Below are 23023 nucleotides of genomic sequence, written 5' to 3'. Positions count from 1 at the left end.
CAGTCCAATCCCGCCAAATATATAGTTGGGTTTTGTTGAATATGAACCCATGAACTTAACAGTAGCAAGGTCTAACAATACTTTAAACGTACGTTTGATGCCATATTTTGATTTACCAAATTTACGTGGATGATGCTGTACTGGTACCTCAACGATGGATGCTCCAATCCAGGATGCGTGTACTGGAATGAAACGATGCATCTCGCCATACAAATTAACCTGACGGATTATCTCCCCACGGTATGCTTTCAGCGAGCACCCTAAATCGTGCAGGTACACACCTGTAACTTTTGCAATGAGCCAGTTTGCAATTCGTGAGGGTATTTTTCGTGAAAGGAGCTTATCCTGCCTGTTTTTTCGCCAGCCACTGACCACGTCATAGCCTTCTTCAATCTTTTGAACCAGCAATGGTATATCGTTGGCATCATTCTGTAAATCTGAATCCATAAAGATAATGATATCACCTTTGGAATATTCAATGCCTGCTGCCATGGCTGCTGTCTGTCCAAAATTGCGCCTGAACTGCACCACATGCACACGTTTATCTTTTTTTGCAATCTGCTCAAGTAACGCAAACGAATTGTCAGTGCTGCCATCATCTACAAAAACTATCTCATACGTATATTTGGTTTTTTTCATTGCATCAACAATATGTTCATATTGTGGCAGTATATTTTCCTCCTCGTTGTACACAGGAAGCACAATTGAAAGATATGGTTTTTTTGTGGTGCGCGATTTCATAATTGATTCTCCAGGTAAAGGGTATTATGCTTGTAAAAATATGTAATAAACTATCACAAGAACATTATTCTTTTGACAAGAAAATTATTATAAAAAATAATGTAGTTTTATTGAGGCGATAGTAACCATGAGCAAATCTAAAATATTGATAGAAATACATAAAGCACTTGATGAACTCTTTGCCCGGTTTTCTGCACTAAAGAACACTGGTAAAAAGATTATTTTTACCCAGTGCGATAGTATACCGTATGAAGTGTTTGCTGCACATGGATGTGTAGTGAGTAAATTGCCACGATGGGTTCTGAATGCATTGTGTGGACACAATAGTGAAATGTATACTCAAGCTATAGAGTACTTGAGTTTAGCTGATATGCTCATTGTGCCAAAAGAGTGTAACAACATCCCACAGGAAGTATTGCATACATTAAATATCATTACTGTTTCACACTATGAAGGGTTTGCCCAAGATGCAGTGGTTAATCTTCATTCAATTCTTTGGTCACTATTACAAAGCCTTGGTGTAACACATGAATACCCAGACAACGAAAAACTAACGCAAGCAGTTGCAACCTATGAAGAAATACGAAAAATAATGCGTGCACTCACCACCATGTATAACAGTGCATTTACCCAAAAAGAACTGCAATTACTGTGTGATGCAGCATTTACTCTTGAGCCAGAGCAAAGCATACAGCTATTACAAAAGCTTTACCACGCCATTGAATTATACCAGTGTACAGGTGATGAATCAAAGATAAAAATGCTCATCTATAATGATTACAGGGATTGGGAGATACTTGATGAAATTCGTCACTGTGGTATAACTATTGCCGAGGATGACAGCTGTAATGGAAGGCGCCAGTTTGATATATCATGTCATACATCATCTCAGAATATGTATTATGAGCTTTTGTATGCGTATTCATTTAAGTCGTGGTGCCCGGGATTGAGAAATGTTAGCGAACGCATTGAGCTTATATATAAATCGTTGCCCAACTATGATATAACGCTGGTTGCATTGTTTCAGTCACATCTTACCTCACGCAACGTTCATATACAAAACATCTATGAGCAGTGTTTACTTGCGGGTATAGATGCAGTTATCCTTAACCCTGATGGGGCAGTGTCACAGTTACATGAATATATGAAAGCATTACAGCAAAGACAGCACTACACCATTACCATTAACATGCCGTAATCAGTGCAACACTTTGATATAATCAGCAGTGATTCTAAATGCTTCCTGTAAAAAGATGTCATTTTCAAGATCAATAAGCTTTTCTTTTTTACCTTTTCGGATTGAGCTTTCAAGGTCCTTCTTGCGCTGTTCAATACTGCTTTCATCTTTAAGGCTTATTTCCTTTGATTGCAATTTTTGCTTTAAGTCTTTAATTTCCAGTAACAGCTTTGCATACTTTGTATCATTCTGTAAACGGTTGTCGGAACGGCTTCTGAGTAGTGCAATAACATCAGCGGAAATATAATTCCTGTAGGGTGTATAGGCAGCAGGAGGAATCTGTTTCCACTGCAGCGCATATTTAAGCTTGTTTTCGCCAATATCCCATATTGTAGTAATATCAGGTACAGTAATATCGGGTTTTATCCCATTAAGCTGATTTGAAGTGCCAGATGGCTGGTAGAATATGGCATTGGTAATCTTAATAGCGCCTTTTTTCTGGTACAGTTCTTTGTATGTTTGCACAGTGCCTTTCCCAAATGTTGCATCAGTACCAATGATAAGTCCCCGGCGGTAATCGCGAATGGCACCCGCAAATATTTCCGAGGCACTGGCACTAAATTTGTCAATCAGCACAACAAGCGGCCCGCTGTAGTATACTCCCGGTATTGGATCATCCAGCGACTGAACATTGCCGGAGCTATCGTACACCTGCATGACAGGGCCTGCGTCAATAAAAAGCCCAGCCAGTTTTAATGCTTCGCTCAATGCTCCGCCGGGGTTCCCGCGAAGGTCAACTACTATGCATGAAACATTCTTCTTTACCAGAGTATTTAATTGCATGATAGTGTCGGCGGTAGAACTTCTTCCCTCGCCAAATCCTTGCTGTGAAATATCAACGTAAAAGGAAGGTATTTTAATATAACCGATAGCAGGGCCGTTCTCAGGCTGGAACACTTCGGATTTTACAGCACTGTCTTCTAGGTTAATTTCTTCACGTACTATGGGCACTACCATGCGCTTTTGATCTTTGCTGTCGGGATTAATCCTGATAATTGTTAGTTTAACAAGGGTACCTTTTTTGCCGCGAATCATCTTTACAACATCACGCAGGTCCATATCAACAACATCAACTGCCTCATCATTGCCCTGAGCCACCGCTACGATGCGGTCATTGGGTTGAAGTTGCAATTCTTTTGGAAGCTTATCAGCAGCACCACCAGGGATAATGCGGTCAACTATGGTGTACCCATCTTCCCATCTCAGCTGAACGCCAATGCCTTCAAGCTTAAGGTTATTGGATATCATGAAGTCTTCATGCTCTTCCTGCGTCAAATAATTGGTGTGAGGGTCAAGTGCCATTGAAAATGCGTTAAGGAACACAGAGAATTGTTTTGCCCTATCAAATTCCTGTATCCGTTTGTTGTTAAGATAGAACTTACGTTTTAACTTTTCCTTTGCCTGCTCTTCATTCATGTTTTCAGCAGTTTGGTAGTTTAAAAGCTGTAACTTGATATTTTTACGCCACCGTTCTTTAAGCTCATTTTTATCTTTTGCATATGGTATTTTATCACTGTCTAAATTAATGGTTTCATCCTGGGTAAATGTGTAGTGCTGCTGTAAAAGATCGTCGATAATGTTGTTTACTTCATTCACACGGTTGCGGTACGTAGTAAAGATCTCATCAAGAAAGGAAAAATCCTCTTTTTTAGTAAAATCATCTATAAAAGTATCATACTTTTTAGTAAAGGTATCAACGTCGCTTTTATAAAAGTAATATTTCCCAGGATCAATAGAGGATAAAAGGTTATTCAAAGTACGCTGTGAAATAGTATCGTCAAACTCATGGTAGAGCACATGCTCGTTTAAGAAGGTACTAATTATATAGTGAATATCATTGGGATTAAGTACAACTGATTTTTTATAACAGCCAAAAAACAAAACAAGAGCTATCAGATAAACAATATGCTTTTTCATACAGTATCCTGTGATTATAATAAATTAATGTTTTAGCATATAACTACTTTATACTATAGTATGATTTTAGTCAAATAATTATCAACAGTAATTGTGGGGTTTACAATGGGGCGATAGTTACATGAAATTTGCAATAAATTAATTTGACATAATTATCAGCATGACAAGAATGTTATGCAGTAATTATACTATGACGTGTTGATTAGTTGCTGGTAATTGCCACTGGTGATAACCAACATGAAGAAAATACATTGGCATAGTCATTTTGAAAATAGCATCAGGGGTGGAATGTAAAATCTTTAGTAGTGAAATCCTTGAATGGCTTTGCTCATTCATTATGATATTTCATAGTCCAATTTTTTGTGGAGGAAATAATTATATATGGTAGAGAAAACAATAGCTCAGTTACTACAATTGCTTGAAAGCGGTCAAACAACTTCCGTTGAAATAGTGACTGCATACTTACAAGCTATAGAAGAAAAAAAAGATATTAATGCATATATCACAGTGCCACACGATGAAGCGTTAGCGCAAGCACAAGAATCAGACCAGCGACGTAAAAACGGCACACCACTGTCTAAGTTTGATGGCATTCCTATAGCAATAAAAGACAATATATGCACTAAAGGAGTGCTGACTACCTGTGCATCGGGCATTTTGCAAAATTTTATCCCGCCATACAATGCCACAGCGTATCAAAAGTTACGTGATGCTGGTTTTGTGCTTTTGGGGAAGACCAATCTGGATGAATTTGCCATGGGATCAACCACGGAGACCTCATTCTTTGGTCCCACAAAAAACCCTGTGGACACACAAAAGGTTCCTGGCGGAAGCAGCGGTGGTTCGGCTGCAGCGGTAGCAGCAGGAATTGCTCCGGTGGCGCTTGGCTCTGACACCGGCGGTTCTATTCGGCAACCGGCTGCATTCTGTGGTGTTGTAGGGATAAAGCCAACGTACGGCAGGGTATCACGCTATGGGCTTGTAGCGTACGCATCGTCGCTTGACCAGATAGGCACCTTTGCACGCACAGTGAGGGATGCAGCTGATGTGCTTGCAGTCATATCGGGAGTGGATGTGCGGGATGCTACATCTATTAATAAGCCAGTGGATTTTGATTCAACAGCTATCACAGGGGATATTAAAGGATTGCGCATAGGGGTGCCACAGGAATATTTTAATGGTGTTGATGAGGCGATAGCAACTGCAGTCAAAGATGTGTTAAAAAAATTGGAATTGCAGGGAGCGCACATACAACAGATTTCGCTGCAATATACTGACTATGCGGTGCCCATTTATTACCTGATAGCAACTGCTGAGGCTTCATCAAATTTAGCCCGTTACGACGGTGTGCGCTACGGCTATCGCTCAAAAAATATTCAGAAGCTCAAAGAACTGTATGTGAAAACACGGCAGGAAGGATTTGGCAAAGAAGTTAAACGGCGCATCATCCTGGGGACATTTGCTTTAAGTTCTGGCTACTACGATGCCTATTATTTGAAGGCATTGAAGGGTAGGCGCCTTATCATAGACGATTTTACCAAAGCATTTAGCACATGCGATTGCATCGTTGCGCCGGTTACCACCACAACAGCATTTGGCATTGGCGAAAAGATCTCTGACCCGCTGTCATTGTATATGGCTGATATCCTGACCATACAGGCAAATCTTGCAGGTATTCCCGGCATGTCGGTGCCTGTGACAAAAGATAAAAGTGGCATGCCTATAGGCGTGCAGATAATGGCACAGCATTTTAATGAAAAGGTGATGCTCAATGTTGCACAGGCTATTGAAGACAGCTGTGCTGTGTAGCGTTGTGCTTGTTGCTGGTGCATGTACATACCGGTACCACACACTGCGATGCATAACCACAGTTACGGTACCACATGCTGAAAGCGATGTGCTAACATTGAAGGTACAATTTAACGCCTATATTGCATATATATCCAGTAATAGTGATATTGCACACATTAATAATAGAGCAGTTTTACATTTAGTAAACGGGAATGTTGATGATGCGCTTACCCAACTGCAAACTATTATAGCTTCCAATGAACCAGCAGTGCTCAACAATTATGGCGTGGCGCGTATCCTTAAAGGTGACTTTGCTTTAGGTTATGAGTATATTGGTAAAGCAGCTTTGCTAAAGCCGGATAACCACTATTTTAGGAAAAATTATCTGTACCTTCATGAACTTAAAAAATAACATCACATTTTTAATTTTGGCGATAGCACTGGCAACCGGTTGCCTGCATGAACCTGTGGATGAGGAATACTACAACAACCTTGCAAAAGTCAAAGGCGGCCAAAAGCCCACACCACCGGTTGATATATCAATCACTATTGATGGCCATACGATTGAATTAACATTTTATACTGATAAGCTGGATAATGGTAATTTAGTTACCTACGATCCTGATACTGGAACTAATGAAAACCTCTATTACCTTGTGTACATATCAGCAACTGATCCCGCGCTATTCACTGACCCAACGTTATACTATGATATACGCTATTATGTGGGATATACAGCGGAAACCGATTTTGATCCAGGTGTTGATCCCAAAGTTGTAGCAATAAAGGTTTCTTCTTCTTATCATGGGCCGGTGTATCTGTGGATGACATCGCATGATGGCGGCAGGGAAAGTGACCACAGTGAGGTGGTCAGTGGTGTTATTCAGTAGAGACGCCATGTGTGGTGCCTAGAGAGACGCCACGCATGGCGCCTAGAGAGACGCTACGCATGGCGTCTAGAGAGACGCCACGTGTGGCGCCTAAAGAGACGCCATGCATGGCGTCTTTACAATTGATAGTTATATGATAAGGGATTTATAGTATGAATTATCGCACAGTAGCATTAATTCTTTTTATAATTTTGTGTACACACACATCATTTGCGCAACAACCGTTTACATTTGAAAAAACGGATGAGCCATTAAATTTATGGAAAGCTTTAGCCTATGACATTTTGCCCGGAGGCGGGCACATCTATACAGGCCATTATGAGTATGCGGCGGTGTTTGCGGGACTTAAGGTTTCTGGAGTGTACGCAATGTACTATTACTATAATTATTGGCATTACCGTGGTTCGTTGTATCGTTCGGCAAAAAAGGCAAACCAAACAATTGACCCACAGCATGAATTGCTATTTAAAGACCCCGAGGGTGGATATAAAACTGTCAAGGAATTTGGCTATGCGTACGACAGAGCAGCACATTATTTTACTTTGAGTATTGTAGCAAATGCTGCTATATATGTTACATCATGGCTTTTTACCTGGTACCATGTACAGGAGTTAAATGAAGAACGATTGCCAACATATACAAGTGCCACTACAATTTCTTTTGGAACAGATGACAAGGGTGCTGTATATGCAATGTATACATTCAGGTGGTAATAATGCTAGTTGATAGCTTTGGCAGGAATATAGATTATGTGCGCATTTCGGTGACCGACCACTGCAATTTACGTTGTGTATATTGCATGCCTGGTCCAGTTCAGTGGCTACCACATCACCAGATATTGCGTAATGAAGAAATAGTACAGCTTGTTGATATATTTGTTTCACTTGGGATAAAAAAGGTACGCTTTACTGGCGGTGAGCCGTTGCTTAGAAAAGGCTTTTTTGATATAGTGAAACAGGTACGCAGTAATCATAATGATTTGGAGATATGTATAACCACCAACGGGATGTTGCTTGAAAACTTTGTCAATGCCATCAAAGAATATAATGTACAGAAAGTTAATGTGAGCCTTGATACGCTTGATCCTACTACATTTACAAAAATAACAGGGGTCAATGGATTAGACAGGGTAGTAAGAGGTATAGAAAAAGTTTCATTATTACCTGGTGTTGAGTGCAAAATCAATGCTGTCATTATGAATTCAACACTTGATGAACTTGAACAATTAGTTAATTTTGCAACACATGTTGATGCAATACGATTTATTGAACGCATGCCACTTAGCAATGACCCGGTGCCGTTTGTAAGTGCTGATACATTGATAAATGCATTACATACATTGGGTACATTACAGCGCAAAACACAAAGCGATACCCATGTTGCTGCCATGTACAAATTCCAGCCAAAAGGAAAATCACACATAATAAACATTGGCATAATACCTGCAGTGTCACACAGATTTTGTTCTCGATGCAACCGTTTGCGAGTAACACCAGATGGGATGCTGCGCGCATGCCTTCATGATACCACAGAATATAATGTAAAAAACATACTCAGGGGACAGTTTCAAAAGGATATAAAAGAAGTTATTCAACAGGCAGTATTACATAAAAAGAAAGAGCATTCTTTAACTCAATGTGATGATACGGTATTTAACTGTTCGGGAATGACATTGCATTCAATGTCAAAAATTGGTGGCTGACAACAAAAAAAGCTGCTTATTATAAAGCAGCCTGTAAGTATCGGGGTGTACGAGACTTGAACTCGCGACCTCCTGCGTGACAGGCAGGCACTCTAACCAAGCTGAGCTAACACCCCTTAAAAATTATGTATACTACAAATGGCAAGCAGAGTCAATATCTGTCAATAAAAAAAATCACATTTTTTGACTTTTACAAAAAAAATATAAAAAACGCTTTTATTTTTTTAATATGTATGATGTTGTACTTTGCGGCATATCGAATTTTCCTTTTATTGAAGAAGGGTATGAAATGAGTTTAAATATTTTTGATGATATATATAATGAAATTCGCAAGCGCAATGCTGCAGGAGGATTCAAAGGAGTACCCTATTCGGATGAATTTATTAAATATGTTGCCGGCTATTATGGCCTTTCGATAGATCTTGTAAAACGAATAATTCAGATATTAATAAATGCCCATAAGATATTTTCTATTGAAATAATTGCTGAAGATAAAGCAAGAGATATTGCTCGTGTGGAAGGGTATGTGGTTGCGGATCTTGTTGTAATACGAAAATTAAAATCATTTTATCAAAGTGAACTGATTATACAGTATGAAAATGAATTCCATAAACGGCTCATGGTGCATCAGATAGTTAAGGAAATATTTCCAATGCTGCGGAGCCTCAATAACACTGATATTGGCAAGGTTGCCAATCTGGCTATTATGCTAGAAGAGCTTGAGCGGTATATGGAAAAGCATTATGATGAATTTACCGAAGAGTGGAAGGCCAAGCGTTTAGCTTACGAAATAAGTATTTCCAATATTGATTTGCAATTAGAGCGGAAACAATCACAAAAAGGAAAAGATGAAAACTTACAGCCCACATCAATTAAAGACAGAAGAAAAAAGAGGGTTGTAGATGCACCTCAGTATAAAGAATTTATTGATAAAAGTAAAAGCTATCCCCTAGAAAGAATTTTACAAATATATGGTATTGAATTTTTTTTGCGGGTACAGCTTCGTAATTATAAATTTGATTATCTAAAAGAACTTGTGCAGGGTAAAAAAATAAAACGAAGGTCTGACCTGCTGCTTCTTAAAAATATGCTCAATGCAGTTATCCATAATAGAGATAAGGATCAACAATTGCAGCAACATGAGGAAGCAATCTATTCACTTATGCAAATGGTAAATCATCATCTGTTTGTTGAAAAGGAGTATTAGATTAATTATTTCTCAGTACGGTTTCTTCCAAATTTTTTTGCCCTATATAACTTTTTGTCAGCTTTTTCAATGATATTCTTCCAGTGTTCTCCTTGATTGGGATATGAAGTTGTGCAGCCAATACTCACTGAAACAAATTGAGATGATGCAGTATTTGCAGCAGGTATTTTAAGATCTAAAATTTTTTTTCTGATTCGCTCTGCAATTCTATATGCTCCTATAATTTCGGTTTCCGGAAGAATCACAATAAATTCTTCTCCTCCATACCGTGCACACATATCTGCTGGTCTATGAATACAACTTTTAATGGTTTCAGCTACTTTTTTTAGCACCATATCGCCTATAACATGGCCAAATTTATCATTATATTTTTTAAAATAGTCAATATCAATCATTAAGATTGATAAGGGAGAATGGTTGCGGATTGCTCTAAGCCACTCAGTTTGGAGGTATTCTTCAAATCTTCTTCTGTTTGGCAATTCAGTGAGGGGATCAACGTATGCTAAATTTTGGAAAGTCAATGCCAAATTTTCCAGTTTTATTTTTTCACTAAAAAGTTTTTCTAATTTTATATAAAGCCTGGAATTCTTGTTTGCCAGTATGAAAGACTGGAAAACTATAAATATAAGAAAACCATAAGGCACCATGTATGTTGTATTTATAATATGTGTAAAGTGAAACATATCATTTACAATAGTTATACCAAATATTAAAAAAGCAGAAAGAAAAAAAGCAGCATATTTGCGTTTGTTTTTTATAGCTCGTATGAATATTAAAAATAGTAGTATTCCATATAATATCATTATTACGAAAAAAAATGATAATAGTTTTGCAAAGTAAAAGACTGGTGAAATGAGTATAAGAATTGTATACAGAATCCCAATGAAAAGAAAACTTTTATATAGTTTTTCACTGACTTCGTCAGGATACAGATTTTCAATAAAAAGACCAAAAAATGTTAACCCTAATGACATGGTTAAATAGGTAATTCGTACAAGTATATCCCAGGGCAAATTTGGAAATATACGCATTATGTGGAATTCACCAAAAATGATTGATAATAGTGCCATAAGGAAACTGAATATACCAAAGTAGAGTGATTGTTTATCGTATTTCCTGAATATATATAATGCCAAATGATATAATGATATGATAACAAGTGAGCCAAAGATAAAAAATTTGGCGATAATACTTTTTATATAGTACTCAAGGATGGATTGTTTGGTGCCTAAAACAACTGAATTGGTTATCCCAGCTTTTGAATAGTAATAGTTAGAGATATGGAAAATAATATCAATCTGATTTTTTGTTGAAGGGATATCAACTATAGTCTGTTTCCATAGGGGGATGCTATTGATATGATTGGTTCCTATTTTGCCAGCTTGTGCTATAAGAGTGTCATTAATAAATAGGGAATGTGAACTGTCAATCTTGGGAATCAGTAAGGACAGTGAGTGTGGTAAGTGATAATTTAGAAGAATTTTCACTCGGTATGTTGCAAAACCGGATTCGGGCAGTTTATGATTATTAATTGCATAAGTAGTCCATGATGATGGTACTTTAATATAATGTATTTTACGGTTTTCTAAATTCTTGAAATGTTGTGGCTGGTAAAAATCACCATAATAAAATTCCCATTCGCCATCAAGTGAAACCGGGCCACTGTCCCATTGATAATTTCTAAGATCAATTATCCCTTTTTGTGATGGATGTGAGGCATTGCTACAACAAGTAAAAAAATAAAAAATAAATATAACAGTTGCAATTTTATTTATTTTTATTGCTTTATGTAAATTATTGTTGATCATCTTTTAAAATATTGTTAATAAATATAATGTAATACTACAGGTATATAGTATTTGTGGCAATAAAAAAAGTTAGGATAATTTTTAATTATAAAATATGCTCTCTACTGCCATTTGAGGTGCAGATGTGCATTATTCTATATTTTATTCTTACATTTACATTTATGGATAATTAGTAGAAATTTATTATTTATGGAAATATAGTCAAAGAAATACACTTTCAAACTAAAATACATTTACATAGTGATGTGGAGAACAAAATGTGTATCTTATTTCGGGTGCATTACATATTGGGACCTGTTTAGTAGCTGGGGTTAATGAAACTGGTTGCAGAAAAGCATTGAAATTGAATGATACAGATATTCCTTTGGTTGTAATGCCTTTAGGGTATTTGCAAGTTAAATAGCATTATATATACAGAATAACACTATATTAAAAAATGAAAAAAAGTAATGGCATGATCAGTACAGAAAAAATAACTGTATTGACTACGAACATACTTGTTGCCATTTCCTTATCTAAATTAAATAGTATAGATGAAATAACAGAATAAATTGCCGCTGGCATAAACGCTTGCAACTGGATTACATCTTTACTGGGGTGGGGCAGTTGTATCAGTGAAAGTACTAAAAAAATACATACAGGTACAATAATAAATTTTATAATGGCAAGCAAGCAATGTGCTGTAATAAAGCTTCTGATATTTTTGAACTTGAAATAAATCCCCATTGAAAAATAGTAAATTGTGAGAGAAGTTGCAAGCATAACGTCAAGTGGTATATTAATTACAGGCCTTTTGATATCAAAATACTGAAGCAGCAGTGCAGCAAACACTGCATACAATGGCATGTTCTGAGGTGTGAGAATATAGCGTTTTAAAGAAAAAGGAGTGTTGGTGCCAATGTATCGTGCGTAGGAAAAGATGACTATTATAACATAAGGCATAAAATAAATAATAAAGATAAATGCTAATGCCAGCCCCCTTTCTCCTAAGAACAGATAGCACAAAAAACCGCCCATCGTAAATCCATGATTGGCCAGTGAGGAGCTGATGATAAAGGTATGTTTTTGTATTCCTTTTAATTGGGCCAGTGTGCTTAACACTATGCCAGCCGCCAGGCCAATAAGTACTTCAACAACACCTGCAAACGGAAGGATTATAAGATCAAATGAAAGTTCAAGGCCCCAAATAGTCCATAAAACAATAAAGGATTCCAGGCTGATAAGGTTTATCATAATCAGGCGGTTGGAAAGTTTCTGCACATCAATGTATTGTTTTGAGGAGAGGTAAGCTCCGGTAATTATTGGTAGCCATATACAGAGCTGAAAGATAATGAATTTAGTTATAATAGTGTTCATATATCAAAAGCCTTGAATGCATATATTGTCATTATTGTTGAGTGTTAAATGTCGTCAAATACAATACTTGCACATTGTAGTTGTTAAGCATGTTATCCATAAACAAGTCTGTAATTTATTAGAATTGAACACTAATTATTTTAAAAATTAATTCATTTAATAGAGCAATGAACCAACCCGCTTCTTACGGCAGATCTACATTATTACATATTTTGTTATTTAATTAACCTTCAGGAATAATTTCTGATAATTTTTTTATCACTTTTTTATTACAAAATCATGATATTTGTACAATGATAATATAATAATGTTCATTGTCCAAGGTGGTAAACACTTTTTTTGCATTCAAAAAGGAATCATTGGTGGTATGAAAAAAATGTTATATAAAATAGTTATTCAACCGATTGTGTAAGTAGGGTCAGCTAACCTGTTCAAGGAGGGACAGGTGACCAATAAAAGGGGTAACGATATGAAACGTCTCATGAACAAGGAGGATCGTGAGATAAAGAAGAAAGTAGCAAAAGAAGTTTCACCAAAGATTCTGGAATATCGGAAGAAGATATCCGATGAGGCATATCTGGAACATGCCATCAACCGAATTGCAACGGATTTATCACATTATCTCACGAAGTAGTAGGTTAGCTGATGTATCAGCTGGTATCGGCCTGCATTTGGCAGGCCGATACATTTCAATACTATGAGCTATCGCACAGCCGTAAAAAAGGAATTGTAGCAGGCCAATGATACCACGTGATTCATACAAGATTGTAGTTCAAAGTAAAAAGTTAACAACATTATTCTGGGTTATATTCCTTGCACTTATTGCTGCCATTGCCTATATTTACCGCTATTATTTTTGGCCATTTTTATTTGCCATAATATTTTATATTGGCTTAAAGCCTCTGTACACCTGGATGCTACACTATGTTAAAAGCAAAGTGCTGGCCAGCTTTGTTATGATTGGCATAATCATTGTAACAATACTCATCCCCACATTTATACTGCTTATAAGCCTCACTGACCAGGTCATGGAGTTTTATAATTTTTTGCAGCTGCAGTTTGATCCAAAAGTGTTCAAGCAATACCTCATGCACAGCAAGCTTTTGAAAGAAACATTAAAATATTTTAATATAACGCACGACGAGCTTTTTCAACGTATTGTACGCTACATGCAGGATATGTCACTCACGCTTTTTTCTAATCTCACCATGTTGCTCACTTTTTCTATACGTTTTGCCATAAACTTTTTCTTTATGTTGCTCATATTGTTTTTTCTTTTTAAAGAAAGTGAGCGTTTTGAAAAAAGCATTTATACAATATTGCCTTTTCCCTATGATATTGAGCGAGATATGGTTGACACTTTAAAGGTTGTGGTACGGGTGCTTTTGGCGGGCAATTTTCTTATTATGATTTTGCAGGGTTTAATGGTTGGGATAGGATTTGTCATCGTTGGGTTGTCAACACCACTTTTGTGGAGTAGTATTGCAGCAATTTTTTCGCTTATTCCAGTTATAGGCACAAGTTTTGTGTGGTTACCAGCATCACTGTATTTGCTGGCGATAGGGAGCCCCGTCAAAGCTTTGATAATAGCCATTTGGTGTTTAGGATGGTATCTTTTACTTGAGAATGTATTGAAGCCAATAGTGTTTGGTGAAAAGCTTAAGTTTCATCCACTTATACTATTTTTTCTGTTATTAGGGAGCCTACAAACATTTGGCTTGCCGGGAATAATTATAGGTCCAATTTTGCTCACGCTGTTTTTCTCATTCTGGGAGATGTACAAGATTCTTGATAGCTATACAACTGCAACTGATGCTACTACAAACAAACAAAAAAATAATTAGTGCGATAGCTCCTGTGTTTTCCCAGTATTAACATTTTAACTGTTTTGAAACTAATATATATACAATAGCCTACCGTACCACCAGAGGCATACAGCATGTCTTTTTATGGTTACGCAATATGATTTTGTAATTACTATAATTCTAATAATCGTGTTTGACAAAATAGTACCTTGTGTATTATTCTTGACATTCAATTGTGCTAAATTGTTTTGTGGGTTTTGTTTGCAATATATTTTTTTAGTTTGATGAAAATCATTGGTGCGGTTAGGTAATGTGTGTTCATAGAGAGGCCTTACTATATAGATTCAATTAATGCACTGCAGGTATTATGCTGCCCATGATATACCTTGAGCCAAAATTTCTTATTTAGTAAAAGATGTTGAAACAGGATTAGCATGTGACAATTTGTTTTTTAAGGAGTCAATAATGAAACGTACTATGTGTATTCTGCTGGCTATGATCTTTGTAACTGGTTGCACGTCAATGAAGTTTTGGATACCCATGTATTCTTTTGATGAAGTGATAGCAATTAAAAGCCAAATTGATACTGCAGAAAACCCTGCCCAAGGATATATTTTATTGAAACAGCTGGAAAGAAAACGTGTTAAAGTTAGTAATGCTACTGTCAAACAGATTGGTAATGCTATAAATATAGATTATACATTCAGTGTGATAGCAACAGTGCAACATTCATCAGGAACTATCGAATGCTATATTTATGCTAAAAACTGGCGTAATGATGAGGATTTACAGTCAGTTGCTATGCTAAAGCCCGGAGATACTATTTCTGTTGTTGGCCGTTTCAGCAGATTTTTAAAATTTCCAGGAAACCAGTATGCAGTGGAACTGGTAGAGGCAAATATTTCCAGATTGAAATAAGAAATGTTGAATTTTGAAGGAATTTTCCCGGCGCGGCATCGGGGAACTCAGATGTGATGAAAATATTTCTACTAAGGTCATCATGAACTTGATTCAGGATCTTAAATAAAACAAAGATTCCAAATCAAGTTCTAAATGACGGTGTAGAGAATATGGGGCAAGGCCCGGATAAAATTGATGAAATTTTAATTCAGAAGGAGAAATGGTTATGGAGTCGTACATTCAGCAATTGTTTGCAGAGCGTATAGGTGGTAAAAATTTTGGTAAAGTTGATAAGGTTTACAAATTTGAAAAAATAAAAATTGCAAAGCGTGAAGCACTTAAAAATAATCCAGGGAAGGAACTCATTGATTTAGGAGTTGGCGAACCTGATGAAAAAGCATTTGATATTGTTATAGAAACATTATGCAAAGAGGCATACAAACATGAAAACCGTGGATATGCTGATAATGGTATTCCAGAATTTAAATATGCTGCAGCAAAATATTTAAAAGAGGTATTTGGCGTTGAAGGAATAGATCCTGAAACCGAGGTTAACCATTCAATTGGATCAAAGCCTGCATTGGCAATGCTTCCATCAGCGTTCATTAATCCTGGTGATATATGTTTGATGACTGTTCCTGGTTATCCTGTTTTTGGCACACATACAGAATGGTATGGCGGAAAAGTATATAATATCCCACTTCTTAAGCAGAATAATTTTTTGCCAGATTTAGATTCAATCCCTGCTGATATTTTAAAAAAAGCAAAAGTACTTGTGATTAACTATCCCAACAATCCTACAGGTGCTGTGGCAACCGAAGAATTCTACAACCGTGTTATAGAGTTTGCTCTTAAAAATAAGATAATAGTGGTTCAGGATGCAGCATATGCAGCACTGACGTATAGTGACAAGCCATTATCTTTTTTACGCATGCCCGGTGCCAAAGAAGTTGGGGTTGAGATACATTCATTGTCAAAGGCGTTTAATATGACAGGTTGGCGTATGGCGTTTGTGGCGGGTAATCCTTTGATTGTCAAAGCATTTGCTAATGTGAAAGATAATTTTGATTCAGGTCAGTTCAAAGCAATTCAGAAAGCTGCTATGGTAGCTCTTGAACACCCTGAATTAACCAATAGAATAAAAGAAAAATATAAAAGGCGATTAGAATCATTGGTAGCAACGTTACGGCGATTGGGCTTTGATGCACACATGCCAGGCGGTACATTCTATCTGTATGTGCAAATACCAAAGCAAACAAAAAATGGAATTGTTTTTGACAATGCAGAAAGTTTTTCACAATATTTAATAAAGGAGTGCCTTATTTCATCTGTTCCATGGGATGATGTGGGAAGTTTTGTGCGTTTTTCAGCAACGTTTGAGGCAAAAGATCAGGAAGATGAACAGAGGATCCTTAAAGAAGTGGAAAACAGGTTAGGAGCACTTGCGTTTGAATTTTAATAAGTGGTTATTACTATGACCAAAAAAACGCTATTGCTTGTTGCCAGTAGCAGTATTATTGCAGCTTTTCTACTGGCAATAGGAATCTATCGTTATTTTTTTTCATCGGTTTCGTACCATGAAACGATCACAGCTGGTGTCACGTACCCTGTGGCAGTGTACAGGCTTAATAATGGCTACCCGTTGATCATAGCAGAAAATCGTGATGATGCGTTTTTTGCACTAGGCATTGTTCATGCACAGGACAGACTTGCACAGATAGAGTTTTTACGTAGCCTTGCAACTGCAAAAAGTGTACAGCATGGACTTGCTCAGTATGAACGAATAGACAGGCTAATTAAGGCGGTAGGTTTACAGTTTAAAGCAAAGGCTTTATTGAAGGAGCTATCGCCCCAATATGTACATGTGTTACAGCAATATGTGCAAGGTATAAATACATTTAAATCTAAATTTACAAAAGGCAATGAAGATTCAGCACAATGGGAAGCTGAAGATGTTGTATGCATAACCCTTTTTATGGAATTCTGCAATGCATTTGTTTCAAATAATGAATTTTTCTTCCCGGTAGAGGATAAAGACTTTGGTTTATTCAGCCGTGAAATTACAAATAAAAAAATTGTACGCTATTACAGAAAGCAGGATTATCAAGTTGTTGCGCAAATAAGAGCATTGCAACAGTTGATTTCTTCAATTTTTGGATTGTATGGGTCCTATTGCAGAGGCTTTGCCGTTACCATTCCTTCACGAATGATGTATACTGATGCTGCTGTATTGTGTGCAAGCTATGAGCATAGTGTTTCTTTATATGCGTTGCTATATCCAGTAAATATGCAGGTAGCAGGCAAAGTCATTGAAGGGTATACGTATGCTGGTTTGCCCTATATAATTGCAGGAAAAACTGCAACTGTACGATATGCCTCTTTTTCATTGCTGGCAGACAGCCAAATTTTTTGCAAATATCAGACGCTGACACGCAACAATGTTCAAGTGTACAATAGCACTTCAGGATATAAAGAATTGATCTGCCAATTTGATTCTTCGCAGTGTGTAACAAGACTTACCGAGTGCGGGCCCGTTATATCGGATGCGTTTGAAAAGAACCTGAAAGATGCCATTATTGCGATAGCGCATGTATCCCCTGAAAAAGGGTATATAGAGTCCATGATTGATATAGCATTCATAAATTCAGCAAATGATGTGGTACCGATAGCTCAAAAATATAAAGGACAGCCACGGATATTTGTGGTGCAGGATGATTCTAAGGCATTTCAGATTATTGCTGGAAGCACCTTGCTTGATACCGATACAAATGTATTAAAAAGTCCTGATAAAGCATTATTTGCTAAAAACCCTACAGGTATTTTTGAAATAAAACAAGCTGATTATTTAGTTGCAGGAAGTGAATTTGTTGAAAATCCTTCGCTTGCTGCACAGCAAGTCATGGTATTCAATAATACTGACAGATTAATGGCAATTCAGAACGAACTGGTGCGGGTTGCTGAATTGCATCCTAAAGATATAGAAAAATTCCTTCATGGTGTAAATTATCCTGGTGCCAAAGACTATCTGTTTGTTATTAATAATCTGTTAGATAAAATGCCAATTACCTCAGCCAAGTTGGCAAAGGTGTATTTCCGAGATTGGAATTTAGCAATGAGCAGCAGTGAAGTAGCTCCAACATTATACAATGCAATTATTTCTTCACTCATACGTGAAACATTTGCTGATGAACTTCCCTATGTGGTAGAAGATATACTTACACATTATGTAATATTTGAACCTGAGTTTAAAAGACTTTTTAAAGATGATAAATCCATTTATTTTGATGATATAACAACTATTGAAAAAACTGAAACACGGGATATCATTTTTGACAGGGCATTTTTACATTCATTGAAATATTTTAATTACACAATTGGCCCATACATTGATGATTGGAAGTGGGGTACGGTACATAATGCAACCTTACAGCAAGTGGAATCATCATCGTTAATAAGCAATGTGATTGGGAAGAAAATGACATTACCATTTGACGGCTTTGATGCTACTGCCTATCGCTCTCTAACCAAAAGAACAAATTTTCAGGTGGATACAGCCACAATGTGTAGTTTCTATATGGATAAAACAGTACATAAGGTTTCTCTTTCAGCTAGTATCACAAATAATGAATTATCTCGCTATTATAGAGATTTTAAAGTTAAAGATTATTTTAAGGAGATTATGCTGAACAATAGAAATGAGCTCTTTTTGATAAATCCGGTTAAAGATATGCATGTTAAGTAATGATACTATAATTGGAGCTGATCGGATTTGAACCGACGACCTCTAGAGTGCGATTCTAGCGCTCTCCCAACTGAGCTACAGCCCCAATGCAATATTGTAATATTTTCAAAGTAAAGGTAGATTGTTTATTTAGTCAATAGTTTTTTAGTCTATGGTAACAATGATTGGCAGGCAAAATTAAAGAAAGGACAATAAATATGCTAGGTGTAATTATAGACTTTGTTACACGAGTGATGTCATATATAATTAATTTTTTTAACTGGATAGCCGATATCCTGCTGCGGGTGTATGAATATTGCATTGGAATCTATCGTGAGCTTGAAGTACAGGAAAAAATAATTATTGTGCTGTCAATTGTGTCAGTTGTTATTCCCATTTTGCCTATTGCACGCTTTTATATTTTTGAAAGCTGGTATTATGTCAACAATCCGCTGGCAGTATATTTTATTGGCATTATCATTATAATGGTAATTGCAAGCGTAATACAAAGACCATGGTTAATGATAGCACGGCTGATTGTGATCGTGTACTATCTTTTTTGGATGGTATATTTGCCAATAGGAAATCTTATCACAAAAGCCAAGCCTTATGAATTGGCATACGGGTATTATGTAAATATAATAATATCTGTGTTATATGTTATATTATGCGGGTTTTCCCTTTTTGCTATACGCAGGTAATGTTATTCAGTTTTCAATGTCGTCAATCTTTGGTAAGGGTAATACGGGAATTCCCTCTTCGATAAGTTCTTTCATTTCATCTTTAGATGCATTGCCGTAAATATTTCGCTCTTCCTCAATACCATAGTAAATTGCGCGGGCAACTTCAGGAAACCGGTCACCCACATTTTCAAAATGCTCTTTTATGTATGACTCAACCATGCGGATCATTTCAAAAAAGGTTGGTTGATTCTTCTCTAGTATTGAGCCCTTAGTCTGGATGGAACAGCCAGTGAAAAGCCGCTTTATATCACGTGAAGTGCACACCGGGCATTCAACTAGGCCAGCTTTCATTTGTTCATCAAAGGCATTGTAATCTTTAAAATAGCCTTCAAATTTATGTCCGTTGTTACATTCAAGGTCAAAGCTTATCATGATAGGGTCTCTTCACTGGATAGATGTAGTATAACCATTCAATAATAATTGTAATAGCCTGGCAAACATATTTCAAAAAAATAAGGGAACTTCTAAAAACTAATTTTAAAGGATGTCTCCTTGTTGGGCACACATAGGTAAGAACTGCTTTCATGTATTGTAATTTTTAAGGTTAAAAGCAGTATTTAAATGTATACATACTACATGTGGCGATAGCTCATTGTAGTAGCACAATAGTGATAAAATGCTGTATCTAAGAATATTATGTTGACATGGCAGAAAATTTGTATATCAAAAACGCATTTGTTACTACATCATTGTGTAGTCCAAGCAGGGCCAGCTTTTTAACTGGTCTTTATGCATCACGACATGGAGTTATATATAATTTTTCACCATGGAAATATGAAAATGTAACATTTCTTGAATTGTTAAAAAAGGTTGGGTATAAAACTGCCTTCATTGGAAAGTGGCATATGCCCGGGAAAGGCCTTACTCATTTGCGTGGTGTAGACCTTTTTTTCTTTCACATAAAGCTGTTCATCATGATTGGAAACCACCACGGCATCTTAAGGGATTATATAAAAATGAAAAAATTGATTTTCTTGCACCTGAATCGGATAAATGGAATACATGGAGTGGAAATAACTGGCTGGAAGGTTCAATGGGTTCAATGCATGATATTTACAGACGGGACTGCGACTGCCTTGTTTCTGTTGATGAGCAAATTGGGAGGATTATACAAAAATTGCAAAAGATGGGGATACTAAATAATACAGTAATTGTGTATGCTGGTGATAACGGGTATATGTGGGGTGAACACAGACTTTATGCAAAACACTGGCCATATGAGGAATCAATTCGAATACCCTTTATCTTTTTTTATCCGGATATGGTTCGTACTCCAGGAAGATGGTTTTAAATATTGACCTGGCTCCAAGTTTACTGGATTTAGCGGGTATTCACGTTCCAGAATGGATGCAGGGAGAGAGTTTTATCCCTATTGTAAAGAATCCCTTTTCACCGGGAAGAAAATCTTTTTTGTACGAACTTTTCAAAGATTTTCCATTTGGAGGTAGAGTTCCTCCAAACAAAACTCTTAGAACCGAACGCTATAAGTATATTGAATGGCAGGCATGCAGGAAACCGGAATTATATGATCTACTGAAAGATCCAAGGGAGATGAATAATTTAATGAATACCATTCAGGGAAAAAAGATTTTGCCAGATTTAAAGAAAGAATTAGAAAAATTAAAGATAAAATACTGTATCATGTAAAATATATTATGATATAAATAATTATTTATCATGTTGATATGTTAGATATTATCTTTATATAGTATGGTATGGCATAAAAATATTAATATTTTTTATAATTTTTATTGACATTTATATAAAAAATTTTGTATGGTCACGAAACATTAGCTTAACTAATACACTAATGGTATGTTCTTCATCAATCATATGATGAAGATACAGATGAAAAAATCTTTATTTTTTAAAGATTTTTTTCAAAAAAGCTTGACAGTACAATAGTGGTTAACTATATGTACATATCGCTTAACGATAGAAGCTGACGTGTTCTTTTTAACCATAAGTAAAAAAATTCTTTAGGAAAGCTTAAAAAAAATCGAAAAGTTTTTTAAGAAAAACTTGACGAAGTAAAATAAAGCGAGTATATTTAAAGAAAAGCTTTCAGAACACTTACAGCAACTCTCCCACATGAGTGGGATTTTTTATCCAAAAACATGGTTCTTTGAAAACTGAGTAGTATCTCACGGGTGAATGGTTTCATCTTTGTTGAAAATAGGTTTTGAAACCTATAATAATTTTAGAATGTAAACTCTTTATTATATTCTATAATGGAGAGTTTGATTCTGGCTCAGAACGAACGCTGGCGGCGCGTCTTAAACATGCAAGTCGTACGGGATCCCTGATGCTTGCATTGGGGTGAGAGTGGCGAACGGGTGAGTAACACGTGGATAATCTACCCTCAGGTTGGGGATAACTCCGGGAAACTGGAGCTAATACCGAATAAGATGGTAGGAACACAAGTTCCAGCCATTAAAGGTGGGGATCTCGATTTATCGGGACCTATCGCCTGAGGATGAGTCCGCGGCCCATTAGCTAGTTGGTGGGGTAATGGCCTACCAAGGCTACGATGGGTAGCCGGCCTGAGAGGGTGAACGGCCACATTGGGACTGAGACACGGCCCAGACTCCTACGGGAGGCAGCAGTTAAGAATCTTGCGCAATGGGCGAAAGCCTGACGCAGCGACGCCGCGTGGAGGATGAAGGCCTTCGGGTCGTAAACTCCAGTAAGCAGGGAAGAATAAGCTTCGGCTAATACCCGGAGTGATGACGGTACCTGCCTAAAGCCCCGGCTAACTACGTGCCAGCAGCCGCGGTAATACGTATGGGGCGAGCGTTGTTCGGATTTATTGGGCGTAAAGGGCGTGTAGGCGGGGAACTAAGTCAGGTGTGAAATCCATGGGCTCAACCCATGAACTGCACTTGATACTGGTTCTCTTGAGTTTGGAAGAGGAGAGCGGAATTCCCGGTGTAGCGGTGAAATGCGTAGATATCGGGAGGAACACCAGTGGCGAAGGCGGCTCTCTGGTCCAAAACTGACGCTAAGGCGCGAAAGCGTGGGGAGCAAACAGGATTAGATACCCTGGTAGTCCACGCTGTAAACGTTGTGTACTAGGTGTTAGTGGCTTGACCACTAGTGCCGACGCTAACGCATTAAGTACACCGCCTGGGGAGTACGCCCGCAAGGGTGAAACTCAAAGAAATTGACGGGGGCCCGCACAAGCGGTGGAGCATGTGGTTTAATT

General features: G+C 37.1%; 20 protein-coding genes, 2 tRNA genes and 1 rRNA gene. 16 read left to right on the top strand and 7 right to left on the bottom strand.

The genetic code is table 11. From position 1 onward, the window contains the following. On the bottom strand, nt 1-741 hold a 741-nt coding region (locus N3F66_10820), incomplete at its 3' end, for a glycosyltransferase family 2 protein (GenBank protein ID MCX8124635.1). 127 nt (nt 742-868) lie between these two features. Between N3F66_10820 and N3F66_10815 the strand changes: the two genes are divergently transcribed. Continuing rightward, the gene (locus N3F66_10815; GenBank protein ID MCX8124634.1) at nt 869-1939 is read left to right on the top strand and encodes a 2-hydroxyacyl-CoA dehydratase family protein; all 1071 of its coding nucleotides are present in this window, start codon (nt 869-871) and stop codon (nt 1937-1939) included. Here N3F66_10815 and N3F66_10810 read toward each other — a convergent pair whose 3' ends face one another. Beyond that, nucleotides 1940-3895 carry a carboxy terminal-processing peptidase gene (locus N3F66_10810; protein ID MCX8124633.1) on the bottom strand — a complete coding sequence of 652 codons (1956 nt, stop codon included), beginning with the start codon at nt 3893-3895 and terminating at the stop codon, nt 1940-1942. Nucleotides 3896-4276: 381 nt separating this feature from the next. Here N3F66_10810 and gatA point away from each other — a divergent pair, with 381 nt between their 5' ends. From gatA to moaA, 5 genes are all read left to right on the top strand, one after another. Then, nucleotides 4277-5704: an Asp-tRNA(Asn)/Glu-tRNA(Gln) amidotransferase subunit GatA gene (gene gatA, locus N3F66_10805; GenBank protein MCX8124632.1), complete on the top strand. Its 1428-nt coding sequence runs from the start codon at nt 4277-4279 to the stop codon at nt 5702-5704. After that, complete coding sequence (locus tag N3F66_10800) at nt 5667-6098, top strand: hypothetical protein (GenBank protein ID MCX8124631.1); 432 nt, start codon at nt 5667-5669, stop codon at nt 6096-6098. Before gatA ends, N3F66_10800 begins: the two co-directional genes overlap by 38 nt. After that, on the top strand, nt 6082-6576 hold the full coding sequence (locus tag N3F66_10795; GenBank protein MCX8124630.1) for a hypothetical protein: 495 nt from the start codon (nt 6082-6084) through the stop codon (nt 6574-6576). Before N3F66_10800 ends, N3F66_10795 begins: the two co-directional genes overlap by 17 nt. Nucleotides 6577-6728: 152 nt before the next feature. After that, nucleotides 6729-7289, top strand: coding sequence for a hypothetical protein (locus N3F66_10790; GenBank protein ID MCX8124629.1), 561 nt, complete (start codon nt 6729-6731; stop codon nt 7287-7289). 2 nt (nt 7290-7291) lie between these two features. Next, nucleotides 7292-8278 (top strand): GTP 3',8-cyclase MoaA, encoded by a 987-nt coding sequence (gene moaA, locus N3F66_10785; protein ID MCX8124628.1) that lies wholly within the window; start codon nt 7292-7294, stop codon nt 8276-8278. Nucleotides 8279-8319: 41 nt separating this feature from the next. Here the strand turns inward: moaA and N3F66_10780 are convergent. Continuing rightward, a tRNA-Asp gene (locus N3F66_10780) sits at nt 8320-8394 on the bottom strand. Nucleotides 8395-8567: 173 nt separating this feature from the next. On the opposite strand from N3F66_10780, the gene N3F66_10775 reads away from it, so the two are divergent. Then, nucleotides 8568-9485: a hypothetical protein gene (locus N3F66_10775; GenBank protein ID MCX8124627.1), complete on the top strand. Its 918-nt coding sequence runs from the start codon at nt 8568-8570 to the stop codon at nt 9483-9485. A 5-nt stretch (nt 9486-9490) separates the two neighbouring features. Here the strand turns inward: N3F66_10775 and N3F66_10770 are convergent, their stop codons facing one another. Both N3F66_10770 and N3F66_10765 read right to left on the bottom strand, forming a co-directional pair. After that, nucleotides 9491-11293, bottom strand: a complete 1803-nt coding sequence (locus N3F66_10770; protein ID MCX8124626.1) for a diguanylate cyclase — start codon at nt 11291-11293, stop codon at nt 9491-9493. Between the two features lie 429 nt (nt 11294-11722). Further along, complete coding sequence (locus N3F66_10765; protein MCX8124625.1) at nt 11723-12649, bottom strand: hypothetical protein; 927 nt, start codon at nt 12647-12649, stop codon at nt 11723-11725. Between the two features lie 445 nt (nt 12650-13094). Between N3F66_10765 and N3F66_10760 the strand changes: the two genes are divergently transcribed. From N3F66_10760 to N3F66_10740, 5 genes are all read left to right on the top strand, one after another. Further along, the gene (locus N3F66_10760) at nt 13095-13283 is read left to right on the top strand and encodes a hypothetical protein (protein ID MCX8124624.1); all 189 of its coding nucleotides are present in this window, start codon (nt 13095-13097) and stop codon (nt 13281-13283) included. Nucleotides 13284-13389: 106 nt separating this feature from the next. Next, a complete protein-coding gene (locus N3F66_10755; GenBank protein ID MCX8124623.1) occupies nt 13390-14493 on the top strand; it encodes an AI-2E family transporter in 1104 nt (367 codons plus the stop codon). A gap of 426 nt (nt 14494-14919) precedes the next feature. Then, a complete protein-coding gene (locus N3F66_10750; protein ID MCX8124622.1) occupies nt 14920-15372 on the top strand; it encodes a hypothetical protein in 453 nt (150 codons plus the stop codon). A gap of 208 nt (nt 15373-15580) precedes the next feature. Continuing rightward, entirely contained in the window at nt 15581-16813 is a 1233-nt protein-coding gene (locus N3F66_10745) for an LL-diaminopimelate aminotransferase (GenBank protein ID MCX8124621.1), read from the top strand. Nucleotides 16814-16828: 15 nt separating this feature from the next. Continuing rightward, nucleotides 16829-19096, top strand: coding sequence for a penicillin acylase family protein (locus N3F66_10740; protein ID MCX8124620.1), 2268 nt, complete (start codon nt 16829-16831; stop codon nt 19094-19096). A gap of 12 nt (nt 19097-19108) precedes the next feature. Here N3F66_10740 and N3F66_10735 read toward each other — a convergent pair. Then, nucleotides 19109-19181, bottom strand: a tRNA-Ala gene (locus N3F66_10735). A 112-nt stretch (nt 19182-19293) separates the two neighbouring features. On the opposite strand from N3F66_10735, the gene N3F66_10730 reads away from it, so the two are divergent. Next, the gene (locus N3F66_10730; GenBank protein MCX8124619.1) at nt 19294-19776 is read left to right on the top strand and encodes a hypothetical protein; all 483 of its coding nucleotides are present in this window, start codon (nt 19294-19296) and stop codon (nt 19774-19776) included. Nucleotides 19777-19782: 6 nt separating this feature from the next. Here N3F66_10730 and N3F66_10725 read toward each other — a convergent pair whose 3' ends face one another. Beyond that, nucleotides 19783-20190, bottom strand: a complete 408-nt coding sequence (locus N3F66_10725) for a DUF1178 family protein (protein MCX8124618.1) — start codon at nt 20188-20190, stop codon at nt 19783-19785. Between the two features lie 466 nt (nt 20191-20656). Here N3F66_10725 and N3F66_10720 point away from each other — a divergent pair, with 466 nt between their 5' ends. The 3 genes from N3F66_10720 to N3F66_10710 all read left to right on the top strand — a co-directional run. Next, complete coding sequence (locus tag N3F66_10720) at nt 20657-21109, top strand: sulfatase-like hydrolase/transferase (protein MCX8124617.1); 453 nt, start codon at nt 20657-20659, stop codon at nt 21107-21109. After that, nucleotides 21100-21465: a DUF4976 domain-containing protein gene (locus N3F66_10715; GenBank protein ID MCX8124616.1), complete on the top strand. Its 366-nt coding sequence runs from the start codon at nt 21100-21102 to the stop codon at nt 21463-21465. Before N3F66_10720 ends, N3F66_10715 begins: the two co-directional genes overlap by 10 nt. Nucleotides 21466-22046: 581 nt before the next feature. Further along, nucleotides 22047-23023: ribosomal RNA gene (locus N3F66_10710) — 16S ribosomal RNA — on the top strand; the annotation flags it as partial.

It is taken from the genome of Spirochaetota bacterium (assembly GCA_026414805.1).
In the GTDB taxonomy this organism is placed as follows: Bacteria; Spirochaetota; UBA4802; order UBA4802; family UB4802; genus UBA4802.
The sequence above is the reverse complement of the archived record's forward strand: the minus strand, read 5'-3'. Positions and strand labels throughout refer to the sequence as shown.

Excerpts from the sequence above, each read along its gene's own strand:
- N3F66_10815 (MCX8124634.1), top strand. The coding sequence starts at position 869 with ATGAGCAAATCTAAAATATTGATAGAAATACATAAAGCACTTGATGAA.
- N3F66_10810 (MCX8124633.1), bottom strand. The coding sequence starts at position 3,895 with ATGAAAAAGCATATTGTTTATCTGATAGCTCTTGTTTTGTTTTTTGGC.
- gatA (MCX8124632.1), top strand. The coding sequence starts at position 4,277 with ATGGTAGAGAAAACAATAGCTCAGTTACTACAATTGCTTGAAAGCGGT.
- N3F66_10800 (MCX8124631.1), top strand. The coding sequence starts at position 5,667 with ATGTTGCACAGGCTATTGAAGACAGCTGTGCTGTGTAGCGTTGTGCTT.
- N3F66_10795 (MCX8124630.1), top strand. The coding sequence starts at position 6,082 with ATGAACTTAAAAAATAACATCACATTTTTAATTTTGGCGATAGCACTG.
- N3F66_10790 (MCX8124629.1), top strand. The coding sequence starts at position 6,729 with ATGAATTATCGCACAGTAGCATTAATTCTTTTTATAATTTTGTGTACA.
- moaA (MCX8124628.1), top strand. The coding sequence starts at position 7,292 with ATGCTAGTTGATAGCTTTGGCAGGAATATAGATTATGTGCGCATTTCG.
- N3F66_10775 (MCX8124627.1), top strand. The coding sequence starts at position 8,568 with ATGAGTTTAAATATTTTTGATGATATATATAATGAAATTCGCAAGCGC.
- N3F66_10770 (MCX8124626.1), bottom strand. The coding sequence starts at position 11,293 with ATGATCAACAATAATTTACATAAAGCAATAAAAATAAATAAAATTGCA.
- N3F66_10765 (MCX8124625.1), bottom strand. The coding sequence starts at position 12,649 with ATGAACACTATTATAACTAAATTCATTATCTTTCAGCTCTGTATATGG.
- N3F66_10755 (MCX8124623.1), top strand. The coding sequence starts at position 13,390 with ATGATACCACGTGATTCATACAAGATTGTAGTTCAAAGTAAAAAGTTA.
- N3F66_10750 (MCX8124622.1), top strand. The coding sequence starts at position 14,920 with ATGAAACGTACTATGTGTATTCTGCTGGCTATGATCTTTGTAACTGGT.
- N3F66_10745 (MCX8124621.1), top strand. The coding sequence starts at position 15,581 with ATGGAGTCGTACATTCAGCAATTGTTTGCAGAGCGTATAGGTGGTAAA.
- N3F66_10740 (MCX8124620.1), top strand. The coding sequence starts at position 16,829 with ATGACCAAAAAAACGCTATTGCTTGTTGCCAGTAGCAGTATTATTGCA.
- N3F66_10730 (MCX8124619.1), top strand. The coding sequence starts at position 19,294 with ATGCTAGGTGTAATTATAGACTTTGTTACACGAGTGATGTCATATATA.
- N3F66_10725 (MCX8124618.1), bottom strand. The coding sequence starts at position 20,190 with ATGATAAGCTTTGACCTTGAATGTAACAACGGACATAAATTTGAAGGC.
- N3F66_10715 (MCX8124616.1), top strand. The coding sequence starts at position 21,100 with ATGGTTTTAAATATTGACCTGGCTCCAAGTTTACTGGATTTAGCGGGT.